Raw genomic sequence first — 19,444 nt, 5'->3', positions numbered from 1 at the left:
AAAACGCCAACTTTTGTTGGCGTTTTTTATTTCTGTTTTAAAGAGTTGCAAGCTTCAAAAACAAATCCTGACCTCTCAATAATCGATACTTGGCGTTTTGAGGCGAAACAAACACAACAATACGTAACCCTTGCTCTCGCGCAAATGCCAGCTTCTCAGCTAACTCCCCTTCACTAGTGAACGCTTCGCGCTCAGCGTCTCGGCGCACAAGATCAATAAAACCAAATGGGCACGCCTGTTCGTGCAATACCAACTCTGCTTGCTGCATTAAGCGCATCGCTTTCATAGATAACAACTCAACGTCATCACCATACTCAAGCCAAGTGACCGTTGGCGGCTCACTGTTTGTTGTAGTCAACACCTGCTGATAGCTCTCTTCTAGAGCTTGTCTAGACGTGGCGGATTCCACCCCAGGATGAGAGAAAAAGCGCTCCCAGAACTTTCTTCGACTATCAACATCCGGCATAACCTGCTTGATATGATTGCGTTTTGATGAACTAAAATCAGCCAATATCGACAGGTTCTGAGATAACTGAGTTTCAAGCTTTTCACGAATATTTCGTACCAACACCGGCGAAGCACCGCCACTGGATATAGCAACCTGAATACGACCACGGTTAATCATCGAAGGAGTGATAAAGTCACAATAAGGTTGGTCATCGACAACATTGACCAGTAAACCCAACGCTTTCGCGTCAGCATGTACCTGATGGTTAAGATCTGGATTATCAGTTGTGGCCCAGACCTGAACATAGCGCTTGTCCATCATATCTTGAGAGTAGAAGTTTTGAATCCAATAACACTCTTGCTGATCAACCAGTCTTTTTAAATATGCTTCTATTGTCGGCGAAACTATGGTCACTTGAGCACCCGCTCGCACCAAACTGTCCACTTTCCTGCTGGCGACTTCTCCACCACCAACCACGAGAACTGGCTTACCTTTTAAGTCCAAAAACAATGGAAAATACTGCATACCCTTCCCTGAAAACTATTTAAATAAAATTAATTACCGAATTTCAGTACATTGCCAACAGTTAAAACCGAGATTCTCACGCACGATGATTTATCTTGCTAAATATAACCGGCGTCGTTTTATAACTCACCAAGTTCTTAAAAAGATCGACCCGATCTCGTTTACATATCATTAACAATTAGTCATTCTATTGGGGTAGATTTGTGATTCTTATCAAAATTCTTTTTAAATTATATATTTGAGAATCGGCAAATCCTTACCTAACCTTATAACGAGTTGATTCATAGAACCACGATTTTTAACGGTTTTTAAATCAAACGAACACAAAACATAACATATTTGATGCGACGTATCAGGGGTTACCTGGTTTAACAAGGATCATACAGGAAGGATACACATGGTAAATAAGCTCTCACTCCTTAGTACAGGCATTATTGCCGCTCTAGTTGTCACCGGTTGTGGTGGCGAAAGCTCAACCCAAAGTTCTGCTGAAGACCAAGCCAAAATAGCGTCATTAGAAAGCAAAGTGGCGGATTTAGAATCTCAACTTAGTCAAGCTTCATCAACCCCTGCTGCAACAGCGTCTACACAATCTGGTTCGACATTAGATAAAGTCAAAGCAGATAGTGTGCTTACTTGTGGCGTAAGTACTGGTCTACCTGGTTTCTCTAACCCTAACTCAAAAGGTGAATGGGAAGGTATCGACGTAGAATACTGCCAAGCTGTCGCGGCGGCCGTATTAGGCGATAAAACCAAAGTAAAATACGTTCCACTTACTGCTAAAGAACGTTTCACAGCCCTTCAATCGGGTGAGATTGACGTGTTATCACGTAATACCACATGGACTCTGCACCGTGATACTGCTCTGGGCTTAAACTTTGTTGGCGTAAACTACTACGATGGCCAAGGCTTCATGGTTAAAAAAGATCTTGGTGTAGCAAGCGCGAAAGACCTCGACGGCGCTTCAGTGTGTGTGCAATCGGGTACGACGACCGAACTAAACCTAGCGGATTACTTCCGTAACGAAGGTATGAGCTATAAGCCGGTAGTATTTGATACCGCAGCGCAAACATCAAAAGGTTTCGACGCTGGTCGTTGTGACGTTCTGACTACAGACCAATCCGGCCTTTATGCACTGCGCTTGAACCTTGCCGATCCATCGTCTGCTGTGGTTCTGCCTGAAATCATCTCTAAAGAGCCTTTAGGCCCAGTAGTTCGTCAAGGTGATGATAAATGGTTTAACGTTGCGAAATGGACGCTTAGCACCATGATCAACGCCGAAGAGTATGGAATTAGCTCACAAAACGCCGATGAAATGCTCAAATCGACCGATCCAAACATCAAACGTATTCTTGGTGTTGATGGCCCTAAAGGTAAAGGCTTAGGCCTTAACGATGACTGGGGTTATCAAGTGATCAAGCAAGTAGGTAACTACGGCGAAAGCTTCGAGCGTACCGTTGGTGAAGGTTCACCACTGGAAATCTCTCGTGGCGTAAACGCCCTGTGGAATAAAGGCGGCTTCATGTACGCTCCACCAATCCGATAACAACACAACTGGGCAGGCGAACTTTCGCCTGCCCTACATTAAACGGATTTTGAGGTTACTGCTGTATGAAACCTGATAACAATAACGTACCTCCTGCTAAACCTTCGGGTACGAATATTCTTTATAATCCCACCTTTCGCTCGGTCGTGTTCCAAATTATTGCGGTCAGCGCCCTAGCTTTTTTCATTTACACTATCGTTAACAATGCACTTACTAATCTAGACTCTCGCGGTATCGCGACTGGTTTTGACTTTCTTAATCAAGAAGCAGGTTTTGGGATTGGCCTAACCTTGATTGAATACGATGAAACCTTTTCTTACGGTCGAACCTTCGTTGTTGGGCTACTCAATACTGCGCTTGTCTCTTTTCTCGGCATCATTTTGGCGACAGTATTGGGTTTCGCAATTGGTATTGCACGGCTATCGTCCAACTGGTTGGTCAGTCGATTTGCAGCTATCTACATCGAGATATTTCGGAACGTGCCTTTGCTACTGCAAATATTTTTCTGGTACTTTGCGGTGCTTCAAGCCTTACCTTCTCCAAAACAAAGTATCAGTTTAGGCGAAGCAATTTTCTTGAATGTGCGAGGCCTTTATTTCCCTGCTCCCGTGTTTGAATCTGGCTCTTCTGTGGTTTTGTTTACCCTCGTATTTGGTATTGTCGCTTCAATAGTGATTAATATTTGGGCTAACAATAAACAAAAGCTCACTGGTCAACAGACACCAATGCTAAGGATCATTTTCGGCTTGTGTGTTGTTTTACCAATCGCGGCCTATTTTGTTATGGGTTCACCTATCTCGGCACAATACCCTGAACTCAAAGGATTTAACTTCCGTGGGGGTATCAGCATTATCCCAGAACTCGCCGCATTGCTATTAGCACTGAGTATTTATACTGCGTCCTTTGTAGCAGAGATTGTTCGCTCAGGTATTAATGCAGTAAGTCATGGGCAAACTGAAGCTGCAATGTCACTTGGCCTTCCTAGGGCTAAAACCCTTAAGTTGGTTGTGATTCCTCAGGCACTGCGAATCATCATTCCACCTCTTACTAGCCAATACCTTAACTTGACCAAGAACTCGTCGCTCGCAATGGCGATTGGCTATCCGGATCTGGTTTCAGTATTTGCGGGCACAACCCTTAACCAAACTGGTCAAGCCATTGAAATCATTGCCATGACCATGGGCGTATACCTCACGTTAAGCTTGTTAACCTCCGCGTTAATGAATATCTATAACCGTAAAGTCGCATTGGTGGAGAGATAGCATGAAACAACATCAATTCTTGCCTGACCTCCCGCCACCAGCGAATACTGTTGGTGCGATCGGTTGGTTACGTCGTAACTTATTTAATGGCCCTGTGAACACAGTAGTGACCATTATATTGGCCTATTTTGCTCTGTCAGCCTTATGGGGCATCATTGATTGGGCATTGTTAAAAGCGGACTGGATCGGTTCTACTCGCGATGCTTGTAGTCGTGAAGGAGCTTGTTGGGTATTTATTAGCGTGCGCTGGGAGCAGTTCATGTACGGTTTTTACCCACAAGAAGAGCTGTGGCGTCCTCGCCTGTTTTACATCACTCTTGCCATCTTTACGGTATTGCTCGCCTACGAAAAAACGCCCAAACGCTTTTGGATTTGGCTATTTTTCGTCAACGTTTATCCGTTTATTGTCGCTGCATTATTATACGGTGGTGTATTTGGTCTCGAAGTGGTTGAAACCCACAAATGGGGTGGATTGCTGGTGACCTTGATCATTGCTTTGGTCGGTATTGTGGTGTCACTTCCTATTGGGGTTGCCCTCGCATTAGGCCGCCGCTCTGAAATGCCCATCATACGAAGTATGTGTACTGTCTATATTGAAGTATGGCGTGGCGTACCTTTGATCACAGTGCTATTTATGGCCTCGGTTATGCTTCCGTTGTTCCTTGCAGAAGGATCTGAGACCGATAAGCTGATACGTGCCCTCATTGGTGTGGTTATGTTCAGTGCCGCTTATATGGCGGAAGTGGTTCGTGGTGGTCTGCAAGCCATTCCGAAAGGCCAATATGAAGCCGCTGATGCTTTAGGCCTCAGTTATTGGAAAAAGATGGGATTAATTATCTTGCCGCAAGCTTTAAAGATAACCATCCCTTCGATTGTGAACACCTTTATTGGCTTATTCAAAGACACCAGTCTAGTTCTTATCATAGGTATGTTTGACGTACTGGGTATCGGCCAAGCTGCGAACACTGACCCAGAATGGTTAGGGTTTGCAACCGAGGGCTACGTATTTGTCGCGTTAGTGTTCTGGGTATTCTGTTTCGGCATGTCGAGATACTCGATTTGGCTCGAAAACCGATTACACACCGGCCACAAACGATAGAACACAAGCAAGGAAGTATTATGACGCAACAACAAGAACTCATGATTCAGATTCAAGAGATGAACAAATGGTACGGTGAGTTTCACGTATTGAAGAACATCAATCTTGAAGTTAAAAAAGGCGAAAAAATCGTTATCTGTGGCCCTTCTGGCTCAGGTAAATCGACCATGATTCGCTGTATCAACCGCTTGGAAGAGCATCAAAAGGGACATATTTTTGTCTCAGGTAATGAACTGACCGAAGATCTGAAAAATATCGAGGCGGTTCGTCGCGAAGTGGGCATGTGTTTCCAGCACTTTAACCTGTTTCCGCATCTAACGGTTTTAGAGAACTGCACTCTCGCGCCTATTTGGGTAAAGAAAATGCCCAAAGAAGAAGCTGAGAAAGTCGCGATGCAATATCTAGAGCGGGTTAAGATCCCAGACCAAGCTGACAAGTTTCCTGGGCAACTGTCGGGCGGCCAGCAACAACGTGTCGCCATAGCGCGCTCTCTGTGTATGAATCCGCAAGTGATGTTATTTGATGAACCAACATCAGCACTTGACCCCGAGATGGTTCGTGAAGTGCTCGACGTAATGGTGGAATTAGCGGATGAAGGTATGACCATGCTTTGTGTAACCCACGAAATGGGCTTTGCCAAAGAAGTTGCTGACCGAGTGATTTTCATGGATGCCGGAGAAATCATTGAAGAAAACAACCCAATCGATTTCTTTGAAAACCCTCAATCAGATCGTACCCAAAACTTCCTAGCGCAGATTTTACATCACTAATCAGTCGCAATAATTTGTCACTTAAAAGAGGCAGTTTCACTGCCTCTTTTCCTTTTGCAAATAGCAGAGCAAATACGCAAACCATTGCGCTCTCCAAGCTTATTTTGCGACCTTAATCTATCCGTTTAAATTTTGAACGAACAGCCCCAAAAGCCGTGACCTTTGTTCACTCATAGCCGGTTTTCTCTCGCTCAGCGCCCTTTTAACATGACTTTTCAGGTATGATTAACCTTGATTAGAGTTTTTACTCAACCGTTACAAAATCAAACCACTATAAAGAGAGATTGCATGAAAAAACTAACGATCCTCGCAAGTACTTTGCTTTGCGCCAACGCGGTGGCAAATCCTGCTCCGGCAACGCCGGAAATGGTGACAGAAGCATATTCCGCGTCTATTCAAGCTAACCAAACTTATACATATGTGAGATGTTGGTACCGCCCAGCACACACCAGAAATGATGCAGCGACCAGTTGGGAGTGGGCAACCAACCCTGATGGTAGTTACTACACGCTAGATGGCTACTGGTGGTCTTCTATCTCACACAAAAACATGTTCTACACTGACACACCGAACAGTGAGATCAAACAAGCCTGTATGGATACATTGCAAGTAGACCATGACACCGCAGATGTACTTTACTACGCGGCAGATCGCCATTATTCATATAACCATGAAATCTGGACAAATGACACCTCGGTTCAAGAGACCAATAGTATTAACCGTATCGTCGCCTTTGGTGACAGCCTGTCTGATACGGGTAATCTGTTCAATGGCTCTCAATGGATTTTCCCAAACCCTAACTCATGGTTCTTAGGTCACTTTTCAAACGGCTTTGTTTGGACGGAGTATTTAGCAAACGAGGCAAAAGTTCCTCTACATAACTGGGCGGTTGGTGGTGCTGCGGGCACTAACCAGTACGTAGCAATTACAGGCATCTACGATCAAGTCACCTCTTACCTAACCTATATGGAAATGAGTAAGAACTACCACCCAAGTCGAACTTTGTTCACTTTGGAATTTGGTCTAAACGACTTCATGAACTACAACCGTGACGTCACAGATGTAAAAACAGACTTTAGTAGCGCGCTGATTCGTTTAACCGACGCTGGCGCAGAGAATATTATTCTTCTTACGCTTCCAGATGCGACAAAAGCGCCGCAGTTTAAATATTCGACTCAAGAAGAGATTGAAAAAGTTCGCGCTAAAATTGTTGAGTTCAACGAGTTCATCAAAGAACAAGCCATGTACTATCAAATGAAAGGTATTAATCTTGTTCTGTTTGATGCCAACGCGCTATTTGAAAGCCTAACCACTCATCCGCAGCAACATGGTTTTGAAAATGCAGCGGATGCCTGCTTAGACATCAACCGTAGCTCTTCTCTGGATTATCTATACAGCCACAGATTCACTAATGAGTGTGCATACCATGGCGCAGATAAATATGTATTCTGGGGAGTCACTCATCCAACAACCGCGGCTCATCGTTACATCGCTGAGAAAATCATTGAGAATGACTTTAATCAGTTTAACTTTGTGACTAAGTAAGAGAACCATTCAAAGCGCAAGCGTTATGCTTGCGCTTTTTGTTTGGATCGAGATCTAAACTTAGTGTTCATCTGCTTTCGCTCCGCACTATTACGTCTAACATTCGTTAAATTGTGTTACATCTTTACGAACACAGCGGTTTCCAATTCTATTATTATGTACATGAGGGACTTGATCTTTTGCCTTATCACCCTCATAAATGTAGCTATAAGCATTAAAACTCCAATGAGGAATACGATGAACAGTCCAATGTTTACCCGTTCTACAAGTGTGAACAACACACTTGAGATTAACAAAACGCTTAAAAATACGTACTTTTTGCTATCGATGACGCTAGTAACCAGTGCGATCGCCGCAATGGCAACTATGTCTATCGGCATTTCTCCATTTATGGCGATCGGTATGCAAGTAGCTGCTATCGCGATTCTGTTTTTCGTATTACCGCGTAGCATCAACTCTTCAATGGGTCTGGTATGGACTTTTGTGTTCACTACTTTAATGGGTGGTGCTCTCGGCCCAATGCTAAACTACTATGCTGCGCTTTCTAACGGCCCTGAAATCATTGCGCAAGCACTTGGCCTTACCGGCACAGTATTCCTAGGCCTGTCAGCGTACACAATCACAACTAAGAAAGATTTTTCTTTCATGCGTAATTTCTTATTCGCTGGTCTAATCATTGTCATCGTTGCAGCAATCATCAACATATTTGTTGGCTCGACACTTGGCCAACTTGCAATCAGTAGCATGTCAGCACTTGTTTTCTCTGGTTTTATTCTATTTGATACTAGCCGAATTGTTCGTGGTGAAGAGACTAACTACATCAATGCAACAATCTCAATGTACTTGAACATTCTAAACCTATTCACAAGCCTACTAAGCATTCTAGGCATTATGGGTGACGATTAATTCAATCGAATCTGATTAAAAAAAGCCCGATGGTTAATCGCCACCGGGCTTTTTTATTGTCTGTAGCTTGGCTCTAAGCTACCCTAATCCTGTTATTACCAATTGGATACACAAGATGTTTGAATACAACGGCAAGCAAATTGAAACTGATGCGCAAGGTTATTTGCTAGACCATACCCAATGGGAAGAAGGCATGATCCAAATTCTTGCTGAGCAAGAAGGCATTGAGCTAACCGAAGCGCATTTAGAAGTGGTTCATTTTGTTCGTGACTTTTATATCGAGTTCAACACTTCTCCTGCAGTGCGAATGCTTGTAAAAGCGATGGAGAAAGCGCACGGCCCAGAAAAAGGCAACAGTAAATACCTGTTCAAGCTGTTCAAACAAGGCCCTGCGAAGCAAGCGACCAAACTGGCAGGCCTGCCTAAACCGGCTAAGTGCTTATAAGTCTTCTCAAACTCGACATCTTATGACGATTATAAGATGTCGAAGCCTTTATACTCTTTGAGCTCTGTAGTTTCGCGATGCAGGCTATCCACTCGCGACATACGCGGGCCTTGCTGTAAGAACTGCTCCATCTGCTCTATCTGTTGAACGTTCCCTCTCACAACCACTTCGACATCCCCGTCCCATAAGTTCTTTGCGTAACCCGTTACGCCAAGTTTAAGTCCATGGTAAGCCGTGTTATAACGAAACCCTACCCCTTGAACGCGGCCAGATACGATAAATTTGATACATTGTACTTGCATCAATAGATTCCTTTCATGGTTATCTTGTCACCTGATGTTAGCAAGTTTTCTCATAATCTTGAGTGATCCCTTACCAGATATAGCGTATCGAGCTATATCATTTGCTTTTCCAACCTAGTTGCTCGAAAATAGCCAACCTTTCAAAACAATCAATTGAGTAAACCAATGACCGCAGCAATTTATTTAGTCAAAGGCCGTGATAAATCCCTCCTTCGCAGACACCCTTGGGTATTCTCTCGTGGTATTAGCAAAGTAGAAGGTGACCCTCAGCTGGGTGAAACGGTCGATGTGTTTGCTCACGATGGTAAATGGTTAGCGAAAGCAGCCTATTCTCCCCACTCTCAAATTCGTGCCCGAGTTTGGAGCTTTGAGAAACAAAACATTGATAAAGCATTCTTTGTAAAACGTATTCAGGATGCACAATTGCTACGTGAAGATGTGATTGAACGTGACGGCCTAACGGGCTACCGCTTGATTGCCGCTGAATCGGATGGCCTACCGGGTATTACTATCGATAAATACCAAGATTTTCTTGTTTGTCAGCTACTCAGCGCCGGTGCAGAATTCCAAAAAGCAACACTCGTTGAAGCGCTATGTGAAGTGTTCCCTGAGTGCAGTATTTACGAGCGCTCAGACGTTGCGGTTCGCAAAAAAGAAGGCCTGAAAGAATCAACGGGTGTATTGCATGGTGAAGAACCACCAAAATCAGTAGTAATTGAAGAGAACGGCATTAAGATCAGTGTGGATATCGTTGGCGGACACAAAACGGGTTTTTACTTAGACCAACGTGATAGCCGCCAACAATCGATGAAATACGTCAAAGATAAAGAAGTGTTGAACTGCTTCTCTTACACGGGTGGTTTTGGGTTGTATGCGCTTAATGGTGGTGCCAGTCGCGTTATCAATGCCGACGTATCTCAACCAGCCCTTGATACTGCCAAATTCAACGCTGAGCTAAACGAGTTCGACATTTCTAAAAAGCGCGCTGTGTTCTTAAACGCAGACGTATTCAAACTGCTACGTGAATATCGCGATCAAGGCACTAAGTTTGATGTTGTTATCATGGATCCACCAAAGTTTGCAGAGAGCAAAGCTCAGCTTAATGGTGCATGTCGCGGCTACAAAGATATCAACATGTTAGCTATGCAAATTCTAAAACCTGGCGGCACGTTGTTAACTTACTCTTGCTCAGGTCTTATGGATCAAGTTCTGTTCCAAAAAATCATTGCTGATGCAGCGGTAGATGCCAAGCGCCAAGTAAAGTTTGTAGAACGCTTTGAGCAAGCGGCAGATCACCCTACAGATACGGCCTACCCTGAAGGTTTCTACCTCAAGGGCTTCGCGTGTAAAGTTCTATAAAATACTTAGAAAGTTAAAGGGCCCGATGGGCCCTTTATTATAGGTAAGCGTAATTTACCAATGGCTATCTAATAGTGATTAGGTAAATTAATAAACAAATCATCCACCAGCGGTGCGATTACATCGCCTGATTGTGGACCTTCTGCTAAGCCATCTAATTGAGATGCGACACCCTCTAAAGTAATGCTCAACTGGCTATCTTCACCCGTTTCTATCGTTAGAGAAAGGTCGCTCTCTGATGTTTTCTCAAGGGTAATATTCGACAGTAGGTCTTGAAGCGAATCATCATTTGCTAAGAGATCTGACAAATCTAATTTGTCTTCTCCGAGGGTAAAGTCAGTCACGATATCATTGTCTGAGCGAGCGGAATCTCCTTGATCAACCCATTTGAAGATATCAGCATCTTCACCGCCAGTTAGAATATCGTTACCTAAGCCACCTATCAGAATGTCTTCACCCGACCCGCCGTGTAATGTGTCATTGCCCGAACCACCACGCAGGCCATCAACGCCGTCTCCACCATAGAGAGTATCATGACCAGAGCCACCGAATATCGCGTCTGCACCACCTTTGCCTAACACCACATCATCGCCAGCGCCTGCATGCGCGACATCAATATAAGCATTACTCACCGTCGACGTATTCAATGCACCATCTTCGCCGCCCCACGCAGGGTGAAGTAGATGGCTCTCGTCTGAACCATTCATGAAGTCAGCGATTTTATTGGCAGATTGAACTAAATTCGCTTCTGAATGAGCATTCTCATCTAATAGCGCATGGCTTTCACCAAGGTCGATATAGTCGTTCCCTGCACCAGTAAACACATCATCACCTGCATCGCCAACGTCAACTGCAATTCCGGTCTGATCATAATCACCTAGTTGATAAATCTGACTTTGACCAATCTCAGCGGCAGAAGCAGACCAAAGGTATTTCTCATGTCCAGCCATGTAGTGCACAGTATCAACGCGGTCACCATTGGATACCACATCAAAATCAACGCTGTCGCCTACATCCAGAATGTCTCCAACAGCATCCACTTCTCCGATCGCAATACGTACACTTTCTGTACGTTCAAACTCTTTGTCATCAACGGTTGGCAGCAATACAGAGAAACTGGTTACGCCAGCAGGAATAACCAGTTGGCCCGAACTATTCAGTACAACGCCATGAGTAAAATTCAGACCTTTTAAATTGATATCATCACTGGTTGTACCGTTTTCTAGTGACAATTGGAAATCAAATACTGTTTCTTGGGGAGCACGCTTATCAAGTTCAACTTGATAAACTAAAGTCTCGCCTTCATTCACTTCAGTCTCTTTCAGATCAATGTTGGCAACAACTGCCGCTTCAGGTAACGGGCTTACAATCACGCTGACTTGAGCTTCATCCACACCTCCTTGGCCATCGGAGATTTGATAAGTAAATTGAGTTTTGCCAACAAAGCTATCGTCTAAATCAAACTCAACGACATCCCCAACAATTCGCGCAACGCCATGTTGCTCCCCATTCACATAAGTAATGGTCAGTTGATCGCCATCGAAATCTTCATCATTTGCGAGAAGCTCGGCCAGCGGTATAGTAAGCACGTCACCTTGATTCACAGCGTAAGAACCATCGGATGACACTTCGATACCATTTAGGAAATAGTCTGACGAATCCCCTGACTGATCACCTTGCGCACCATTACTGTATTCCACCGCAGAAAAAACAATTTCATCAAATGCTTTACCATCTGTATCTATCTCAAAAGGTGTCTGAGCGGTGCGGTAAATACCATTAAACTGACCACTTGCGACTTCAACACCGTTTAAGTACGCAATCCATAAACCCGCTTCGTGGTTATCATCACCGTTACCCTCATTAGCGAACAGTCGACTTACCGTAAACTTCCCACTGGTTGCGCTTTGAGGAAGTTTGATACTCAATTGCTCAGATACATTCGCATCACGGTCATATTGAATTTGAGCTTCAGGACCATTGTGCTCAGCCCCCTTAGAAACCCCAACGACTCCGCGGCTATCAATATCTACCTCTGCATCTTCACCTTGATACCTTGCCGTGAGAATGACATCGTCCCAACCCGAGTTAGTGTGAACACCATCTGCGGTTGCATCCCCTTGAGTTAAGGTAAAAGCATTAGGGTCATTACGAGCAATCGGCGGGTTATTTTGCGTATGTATAGATGCTTGGTTGATAGATTGACTTGTTTGACTGGTTAAAGTGGTTGATTCCTTCGCTTGGCTATTCACTTAGCTATCCTTATTACTTTCTCTGAATATTCGCCTGCTAAGGGACGAGCTAAAGCAAACACGCTTCTAACTAAAGCTCATACCGCAAAGCAAACGTCGGTACTCAAGGCGCAAGAAATCAATCTACTCAGAATTTCTGAAGCAAAACCGCGACTATTCCTACTACTTTTTTATTATCGTCCTTAAGTATTGGTCGCTATTATCGGGCAGATAAGCTTCTCATATATAAGACTATTTCTTTAAATTTATAATATCTCCACTAGCAAGCTCATAATTTCTAATGCTTACTTAGGCCTTCGTTCAAGCTAGCCGCCATCTAGTAAGTGCCTATGGTGCTCTTCATCTATGAACATCGGTTGGAATGAACACATTTTTAGCTGCCAAGAAACGACAAAAGGGCCTTTCGGCCCTCTAATCACAGTCAATAGTCAAAACAACATCTAATCTGGCAAGTTAACAAACAAATCTTCAACTAAACCTTTTAATGCATCACCGGTTACCTGACCTGTGGCAATTCCATCGAACTGATTATTATGATTATCCAATACAATTTCTAAATCTTGCTGAGCGCCATTATTAAGAGTAATCACCAAATCACTGTCAGCCTCTTTCTCGATCTCAATAGTCGCTAGCAATTCTTCCATTGAAGCATCCACCGCAATTAAGTCGCTAACATCCAACTTGTCACTACCTAACTCGAAATCAGTGATTTGATCTTGTTCATCTATGGGCTGATCGGTATCAAGCCATTTAAAGATATCAGGCTCACCCCCGCCGCTTAAAATATCATTGCCTAGATTAGCCACAATAATATCAGCGCCATCACCACCTTGAATCACATTGTCGTTGCTATCACCGACAATTAAATCAGCGTGATCAGTGCCAATTAGACCAACGAGTGAATCGTTAATTTCATCCGCTAAGTAGGCCGTCGCCGCAACACCGCCTACTTCAAGCGTATAACCTTGGTGTGCCTCGTCGACTTTATCTTCGATCGTTGGCACATAAACATCAAACTCAGTCACCCCAGCTGGCACAATCACGTTACCTGCGCCATCCAGCTTAACTCCATTGGTGAAACGAAGTTCATCACTCACTTGATTTAGCACCAAAGGATCGTTAGCGCTAAATTCAAAATCCAATACTGTGTCATTTAACGTGGTTTTATCTAAATGAACTCGGAAAACAAAATCATCACCCTCTACCACCGCAACTGAAAGCGCTTCAACGTGCATCGCTTTTGCTTCTTGTGGCGCTGATTGAACAGTGACTGGAATCGTTGCAGGCGTTGATGCGCCATGTTCATCAATCACATCAAATTCAAACTGCAAAGAACCTTGATACCCCTGTTTAGGCGTAAACACTAAGTGATCATCAATTAATTCCAAACTACCGCTATTAGGGTCGATATTGAGATTACCGATATGCAAGGCATCGCCATCTACATCATCAGCATCCGCTAATAGAGTACTGACAGGTATGCGTAAGCTCGATGAATCAGCCACGATATAGCTACCAGAGCTCGACGCTTCAAAGCCAGCGATGTAGTAATCCGATGAATCGAGTTCTTGATCGCCCTGTATTCCATTACTGTACTCAGTCGCAGAAAAGACGATTTCATCAAACGCGTAGCCACCTGTATCAATATCGACTTCCATTCGACTGCCTCGACCGGCATCTTCGCCATCAAACGACCCGCTCGCCACTGCGACACCATCAAGATAAGCGACCCATGCGCCCGCTTCATGGTTGTTATCCCCTTCACCTTCGCTAGCAAAAAGGTGCGAAACGATAAAGCTACCCGAAGTTACGGGTGACTTAAGTTTAACGCTGAGCTTTTCAGAGACACCAGATTCTCGATCATACTGGATTTGTGATGTTGGCCCTGCCCAACCAGCACCATCTCGAACGCCTACTTCACCATTAGAATCTGCAACGCCACTATGAACCGCATCTCCATTTGCTTGTGATTTATCGCCAAATGATGCGCTCAGTTCTACCTCGTTCCACTCTTGGTTTTTACTGCCATCAGGCGTCATGTCCCCTTGTGAAACTTGGTATTCACTAATCTGGTTATCAACGGTAGGTGGATTATTATTGACGATAACACCGATAGCACTCTCACCATTGGCAATATCACCAACCTCGCCCACCACGAGCTCAATTTGGTCGTCAATTTCAGTGCCAGAATCATCCACTGTCGTTGGTAGGTGAACATCAAACTTTTCAACGCCAGCCGGAACAACTAAATGTCCATCAGCATTGACAGTAACACCATTGGTAAAGGTTAAGCCGTCAAGTGATACATCGTCAAAAGAAGCGTCTCCTAGAGGATTAAAAGAGAACTCGTATATAGAATCCGTCAAGGCTACTTTATCTAAAGCAACGGTATAAATAAGAACTTCACCTTCGTCTACGATATTATCTTTAAGTGATACAGCTGCAATCTTCGCCGCGTCTGGTATTGGGTTAACAATGACAGCAATGTTTGCTTCATCGTAGCCACCATGGCCATCGGTAATTTGATATTCCAGCTCCGTCCTACCAACAAAATCAGCATCCGGCTGAAAAACAACCTCATCACCTTCGATTTTTGCTTGTCCTACTGAACCATCTGCTTGAACGTAAGTAACCGTTAGAGTATCTAAGTCAATATCACTATCATTGTCCAAAATTTCTGAAATCGGGATTCTTAACTCTTGCCCTTGGTTAGTTGCATACGCACCGTCAGACGAAACATCCATGCCTTCAATGAAATAGTCCGATGAATCATATTCATCATCACCTTGTAGACCATTGCTATATTCAGTTGCGGAAAATACAATCTCATCGAACGCGATATCAGTGACTCCGTCACCATCTAGGTCACCAATCACGATATGCTGTTTACTACTATCAGTACCTTCAAAAGAGCCACTAGCAACGGGGACGCCATCAAGGTAAGCAATCCAACTCCCCGACTCATTGTTGTTGCTTCCCTTACCTTCATCTGAATATAGATTACTAATAGCAAACGTTGCACTGGTCACTGGCTCATCAAAGGAAATCGTCAGCTTTTCAGATTGCCCCGTGGCTCGATCATATTGAATCTGGTCCGATGGTCCTTGATATGGCGCGCCATCTTGGACGCCTAGCTTATCCGTTTTGTTATGATGTACCGTCGAGTCTTCACCGGCAAAAGAAGCGCTGAGCGTAAAACCAACTTCATTAGGGTTACTTGGATCTGAAATCCACTCGATCGCGGTACCTTTACCATCGTCCGACATATCGCCACGAATCACGCGAAAACCTTGCGGATCATCAACAGCGACTGGTGGATTGTTGTCGATGATTTCTACGGTCTGATTCGCATCCGTTGTATCTAATTGTTCAAAAACACTTTGCCCAGTTGATGGGTCAATAACATCATCAACAATGACGGTAAATGTTTCACCAGGGTCTGCTATGTTGTCAGGTAAAGCATCAACGGTGAAAGTGGCGGTTTGGCCATCGGCACCAATAATCGCTTCTACTGTTTCAGTAATATCATTGTTGTTTGCATCACTGTACGTATACGTCAGTTTAACAATACTGCCTACTGGTGCGGGTTCACTCAGTGATACCGTGAACTCAGAACTCGTTTCGCCTTCGCGAACGGTTTGAGGCCCAGTTAACGAAACCTCAACCGTATCACCCAATACCTCATCCTGAATAACGCCTTGGTCTGAGTCACGTTGATTAACCACCAAGTCACTGTCTGTTTCCGCAATCAAAGTGACTGTCTCATCACCTTCTTTAAACGCGTCATCATTTACTTTGACAAAGACCTCTAAAGAATTATCTCCTGCTGCAATGACCAAATCGGCCGAAGTTGCTATGCGGTAACCACCAGCGCCATCAGAGACATAAATGCTGTCTTCATAGTCTTCGCCTTTAGTTGCACTGTCACTACTATCACCTAAGGTTAAGGTCAATGCGGTATCTTCAGTCAAATCAGAATCTAGAGAAATGGTAAAGCTAATATAAGCATCGTCTGCTTCAGTGACAGCATCTCCGGCTTCTACATCTAGGTTGGCTAACGCTGGAGGAACAACAGGCGACGGGTCTGGTAAAATCGATTGCAGCTGTTGAAATAGACCTAAACTTTGAGTCTCAGACAATTGAAGTTGACTGGTGGCTGCAGTAATGAACTCCGTTGAAGCAATCTTCTCTGTTCCGTCTCTATCAATTGTCCCCGTCAAACCAATACTCGAACCCGCAGCTCCACCCGCGGCAGGAGCGAGCTCTTCATCAAACTGGGTTGGGTCTTGGCCTTGCTCAATTGCCTCAATAATATTGGCAATATCTTGAGTAAGATCGATATTTTCTCCCAACTGGGTGACTTGCTCGACAGACAGTTCAGCTAAATTTGGGGCTTGGACAGACTCCGTTAATTCAACGACGACTTCTCCCGGTAACGGCTGTTCGCCATTTTCTAATAATCGGATTTCTCCATTTAAATCGATCACCATTACCTGTCCTGCAGCAAGATTTCCTGCCGCAACAAAAGTACCAAATCCCATAGCCAAAGCCTCAATCAATATAATTATTAGCTAGCCAGAAAAATATTCCGACACCAACTTATAACAAATATAAAATTCACAGATTTCGTAAATTAACATTTGACCGATATATCAAAAAGGCATTTTTATTATTTTATTAACAAATTACCATGTTTGAGAATCCAATAGAAAAAGCACATAAAAACGCAGAGCAAGCAACAAGTTATGAGACAAACAACATCTCAAATTCGCGACACTATTTAATATCTTGTTAATTTTTAATCGCAATTTTCTCAGTTTTAATAAAACACACTCCTGTGATGCAATTGTTAGTATTTCAATTGGCCATTTATTAAATCTAATGTTAATTTAAGCCCAAATAGAAGGATAGATCTCATTAATGAGAACCAATTTTACGTAGTATCCCTCGCGCAAAGCACTTTGAGGAGAATAAAGTGAATTTACGAAAGTTCAGCACACTCAGCTTATTAATGATGACTAGCTTTGGTGCATATAGCCAAACTTTAGAGCAAGCCGTGGCATTAACTATTTCCAATAACCCTGAAATCAAAGCCGCTTATAATGAATTTATGAGCAAAGTTTATGATGCTGAGGCATCAGGCGGCGCTTACCTACCCAAAATTGATCTTGATGCAGGGATTGGCTACGAAAATGTCGATCTTGCCTCTGGGATCGAAAATGACCTAACTCGTAAAGAAGCAACATTAAGCCTGACTCAATTAATTTGGGATGGTTTTGCTACGGTCAACGACATGGACAGAACTGCAGCAGATGCTGAATCCGTTCGTTATCAACTGGTCTCCGACGCGTCAGATATGGCATTAGAAGTGTCTCGAATTTATTTGGATGCCACTAAAGCGCACGAAGTGTTATCGCTATCAGAAGCTAACCTTGCGGTTCACAAAAAGATTCATCACGATATTAAACGTCGGGTTGAATCCGGTATTGGCTCTACTGCGGATTTATCGCAAGTAGAAGCTCGCCTTGCTAAGGCTCACGGCAACCTTATTGCTGCGCAAAATAACCTCATTGACGTGCATACTCAATTTACACGTATCGTTGGCCAAGCGCCTCAAGGATTAATATTTCCCCGCGCGGACCAAAATGCCATCCCGCTCACATTGGATGACGCTATAGTGGAAGCGAATGACAATCACCCGGTCATTAAAATTGCTCAAGTCGATGTCGATTCAGCAAGATTTCAGTACGATCAGAGCAAAGGGGCAAATTACCCAACGATTTCAGTCGAAGCCGCACAAACATGGCGTGATGACGCTGGTGGCATTGAAGGGAGCAGCGATGAGTTTACCGCCATGGTACGCTTACGCTACAACCTATTTAATGGCGGTGCAGATGCCGATCGAACAGAGAGTGCTGCCTACCAACTCAATAAAGCGAAGGACTTTAGAGATCGCACATTCCAAGCCGTAGAAGAAGGTCTGCGCCTTTCTTGGAGCGCACTCGATCTTACCGTGCAACAAAAAGACTTCCTTGCCGATCACGTTGACTCAGCCTCAGAAACCGTTATTGCATACGAAAAGCAATTTAAAATCGGCAAACGCACCTTATTGGATTTGCTCAACACCGAAAACGAGCTATTTGAAGCGCGCAAAGGCTACCTAGATGCAAAATATGATGAGCAATACGCCAAATATCGCGTACTGAATGCCACTGGTGGCCTGATGAATGCACTGCGTGTCGATACACCGAAAGAATGGAACCAAGCGGTCGAGTATTAATATGATTAAACAGCTAATTTCTCTATCCATCATTGCACTTAGCGCCCACGCTCATGCAGACGAATATCAATATAAAGTTACGCCAAATGCTCAACAAGTCGCTGACTTACAAGACGAAGACAATGACGGCGTAATCAATGCCCGTGATTTATGTTTCGACACACCAAGCTTTGCCGAAGTCGACAATGATGGATGCGGGACAATTGTCAGTTCTTGGGAAGAATCTGGCCTGCATATTCTTTTCAACAACGACTCGAGTGAAGTTCAATCTTTCTTTGTTGGTCAGATTAAACAGATGGCAGATTTCTTAGACCGTTATCCTGAAACAGCGATAGAGATTCAAGGCTATGCCAGTGCCGTTGGTTCAGATCAGTACAATCTAGAACTCTCTAAGCGCCGCGCTGAAACCGTTGAACAACTTCTCGAATCATATGGCATCGCGAGCTCTCGCGTTACCATCGTTGGGTATGGTGAAACCAATTTAACTGAACTTGGCGACGACGAAATCAGTCATGCTAAAAACCGTAAAGTGGTGGCAAAAGTAGTGGGTCACAAGGGTAACGTAAAAGAAGAGTGGACAATATTCACTAAACACCCAAAGTAACCCCAAAATCAGTATCATCTAGGGAGCGCAAGCTCCCTTTTTTGTTGGTAACCCATCCATGTGAGTGTTACTCTTAAGCTGTCCTGTTTAAGAGAGAAAAG

General features: G+C 43.9%; 14 protein-coding genes. 10 read left to right on the top strand and 4 right to left on the bottom strand.

Features of this window, described 5'->3' with window-relative positions:
- Positions 1-37 precede the first annotated feature (37 nt).
- A complete protein-coding gene (locus tag OH461_RS03770; protein ID WP_270019288.1) occupies positions 38-973 on the bottom strand; it encodes a precorrin-2 dehydrogenase/sirohydrochlorin ferrochelatase family protein in 936 nt (311 codons plus the stop codon).
- Positions 974-1,370: 397 nt separating this feature from the next.
- Between OH461_RS03770 and OH461_RS03765 the strand changes: the two genes are divergently transcribed.
- The 7 genes from OH461_RS03765 to OH461_RS03735 all read left to right on the top strand — a co-directional run bounded on the left by OH461_RS03765 (position 1,371) and on the right by OH461_RS03735 (position 8,546).
- A complete protein-coding gene (locus tag OH461_RS03765) occupies positions 1,371-2,519 on the top strand; it encodes an amino acid ABC transporter substrate-binding protein (protein ID WP_270019287.1) in 1,149 nt (382 codons plus the stop codon).
- Between the two features lie 65 nt (positions 2,520-2,584).
- Positions 2,585-3,781, top strand: coding sequence for an amino acid ABC transporter permease (locus OH461_RS03760; protein WP_270019286.1), 1,197 nt, complete (start codon positions 2,585-2,587; stop codon positions 3,779-3,781).
- Between the two features lies 1 nt (position 3,782).
- On the top strand, positions 3,783-4,880 hold the full coding sequence (locus OH461_RS03755; protein WP_270019285.1) for an amino acid ABC transporter permease: 1,098 nt from the start codon (positions 3,783-3,785) through the stop codon (positions 4,878-4,880).
- 20 nt (positions 4,881-4,900) lie between these two features.
- A complete protein-coding gene (locus tag OH461_RS03750) occupies positions 4,901-5,650 on the top strand; it encodes an amino acid ABC transporter ATP-binding protein (RefSeq protein WP_270019284.1) in 750 nt (249 codons plus the stop codon).
- 288 nt (positions 5,651-5,938) lie between these two features.
- Positions 5,939-7,195, top strand: a complete 1,257-nt coding sequence (locus tag OH461_RS03745) for an SGNH/GDSL hydrolase family protein (RefSeq protein WP_270019283.1) — start codon at positions 5,939-5,941, stop codon at positions 7,193-7,195.
- 237 nt (positions 7,196-7,432) lie between these two features.
- Positions 7,433-8,101 (top strand): Bax inhibitor-1/YccA family protein, encoded by a 669-nt coding sequence (locus tag OH461_RS03740; protein ID WP_270019282.1) that lies wholly within the window; start codon positions 7,433-7,435, stop codon positions 8,099-8,101.
- A 115-nt stretch (positions 8,102-8,216) separates the two neighbouring features.
- Positions 8,217-8,546: a TusE/DsrC/DsvC family sulfur relay protein gene (locus OH461_RS03735; RefSeq protein WP_270019281.1), complete on the top strand. Its 330-nt coding sequence runs from the start codon at positions 8,217-8,219 to the stop codon at positions 8,544-8,546.
- Positions 8,547-8,575: 29 nt separating this feature from the next.
- Here the strand turns inward: OH461_RS03735 and yccX are convergent, their stop codons facing one another.
- A complete protein-coding gene (gene yccX, locus OH461_RS03730) occupies positions 8,576-8,848 on the bottom strand; it encodes an acylphosphatase (protein ID WP_270019280.1) in 273 nt (90 codons plus the stop codon).
- 165 nt (positions 8,849-9,013) lie between these two features.
- Here yccX and OH461_RS03725 point away from each other — a divergent pair, with 165 nt between their 5' ends.
- Positions 9,014-10,207 (top strand): class I SAM-dependent methyltransferase, encoded by a 1,194-nt coding sequence (locus OH461_RS03725; RefSeq protein WP_270019279.1) that lies wholly within the window; start codon positions 9,014-9,016, stop codon positions 10,205-10,207.
- A 68-nt stretch (positions 10,208-10,275) separates the two neighbouring features.
- Here OH461_RS03725 and OH461_RS03720 read toward each other — a convergent pair whose 3' ends face one another.
- Together OH461_RS03720 and OH461_RS03715 are read right to left on the bottom strand one after the other, a co-directional pair.
- Positions 10,276-12,459, bottom strand: a complete 2,184-nt coding sequence (locus OH461_RS03720; RefSeq protein WP_270019278.1) for an Ig-like domain-containing protein — start codon at positions 12,457-12,459, stop codon at positions 10,276-10,278.
- Positions 12,460-12,899: 440 nt separating this feature from the next.
- A complete protein-coding gene (locus OH461_RS03715) occupies positions 12,900-17,000 on the bottom strand; it encodes a tandem-95 repeat protein (protein WP_270019277.1) in 4,101 nt (1,366 codons plus the stop codon).
- A gap of 473 nt (positions 17,001-17,473) precedes the next feature.
- On the opposite strand from OH461_RS03715, the gene OH461_RS03710 reads away from it, so the two are divergent.
- Positions 17,474-18,739, top strand: coding sequence for a TolC family outer membrane protein (locus tag OH461_RS03710; RefSeq protein ID WP_270019855.1), 1,266 nt, complete (start codon positions 17,474-17,476; stop codon positions 18,737-18,739).
- Position 18,740: 1 nt separating this feature from the next.
- Positions 18,741-19,343 carry an OmpA family protein gene (locus OH461_RS03705; RefSeq protein ID WP_270019276.1) on the top strand — a complete coding sequence of 201 codons (603 nt, stop codon included), beginning with the start codon at positions 18,741-18,743 and terminating at the stop codon, positions 19,341-19,343.
- The last annotated feature ends 101 nt before the right edge of the window (positions 19,344-19,444 follow it).

Origin of the sequence: Vibrio sp. LaRot3 (assembly GCF_027587025.1) — a bacterium.
Classification (GTDB): Bacteria; Pseudomonadota; Gammaproteobacteria; order Enterobacterales; family Vibrionaceae; genus Vibrio.
This window is presented reverse-complemented; position numbering and strand designations above follow the sequence as displayed.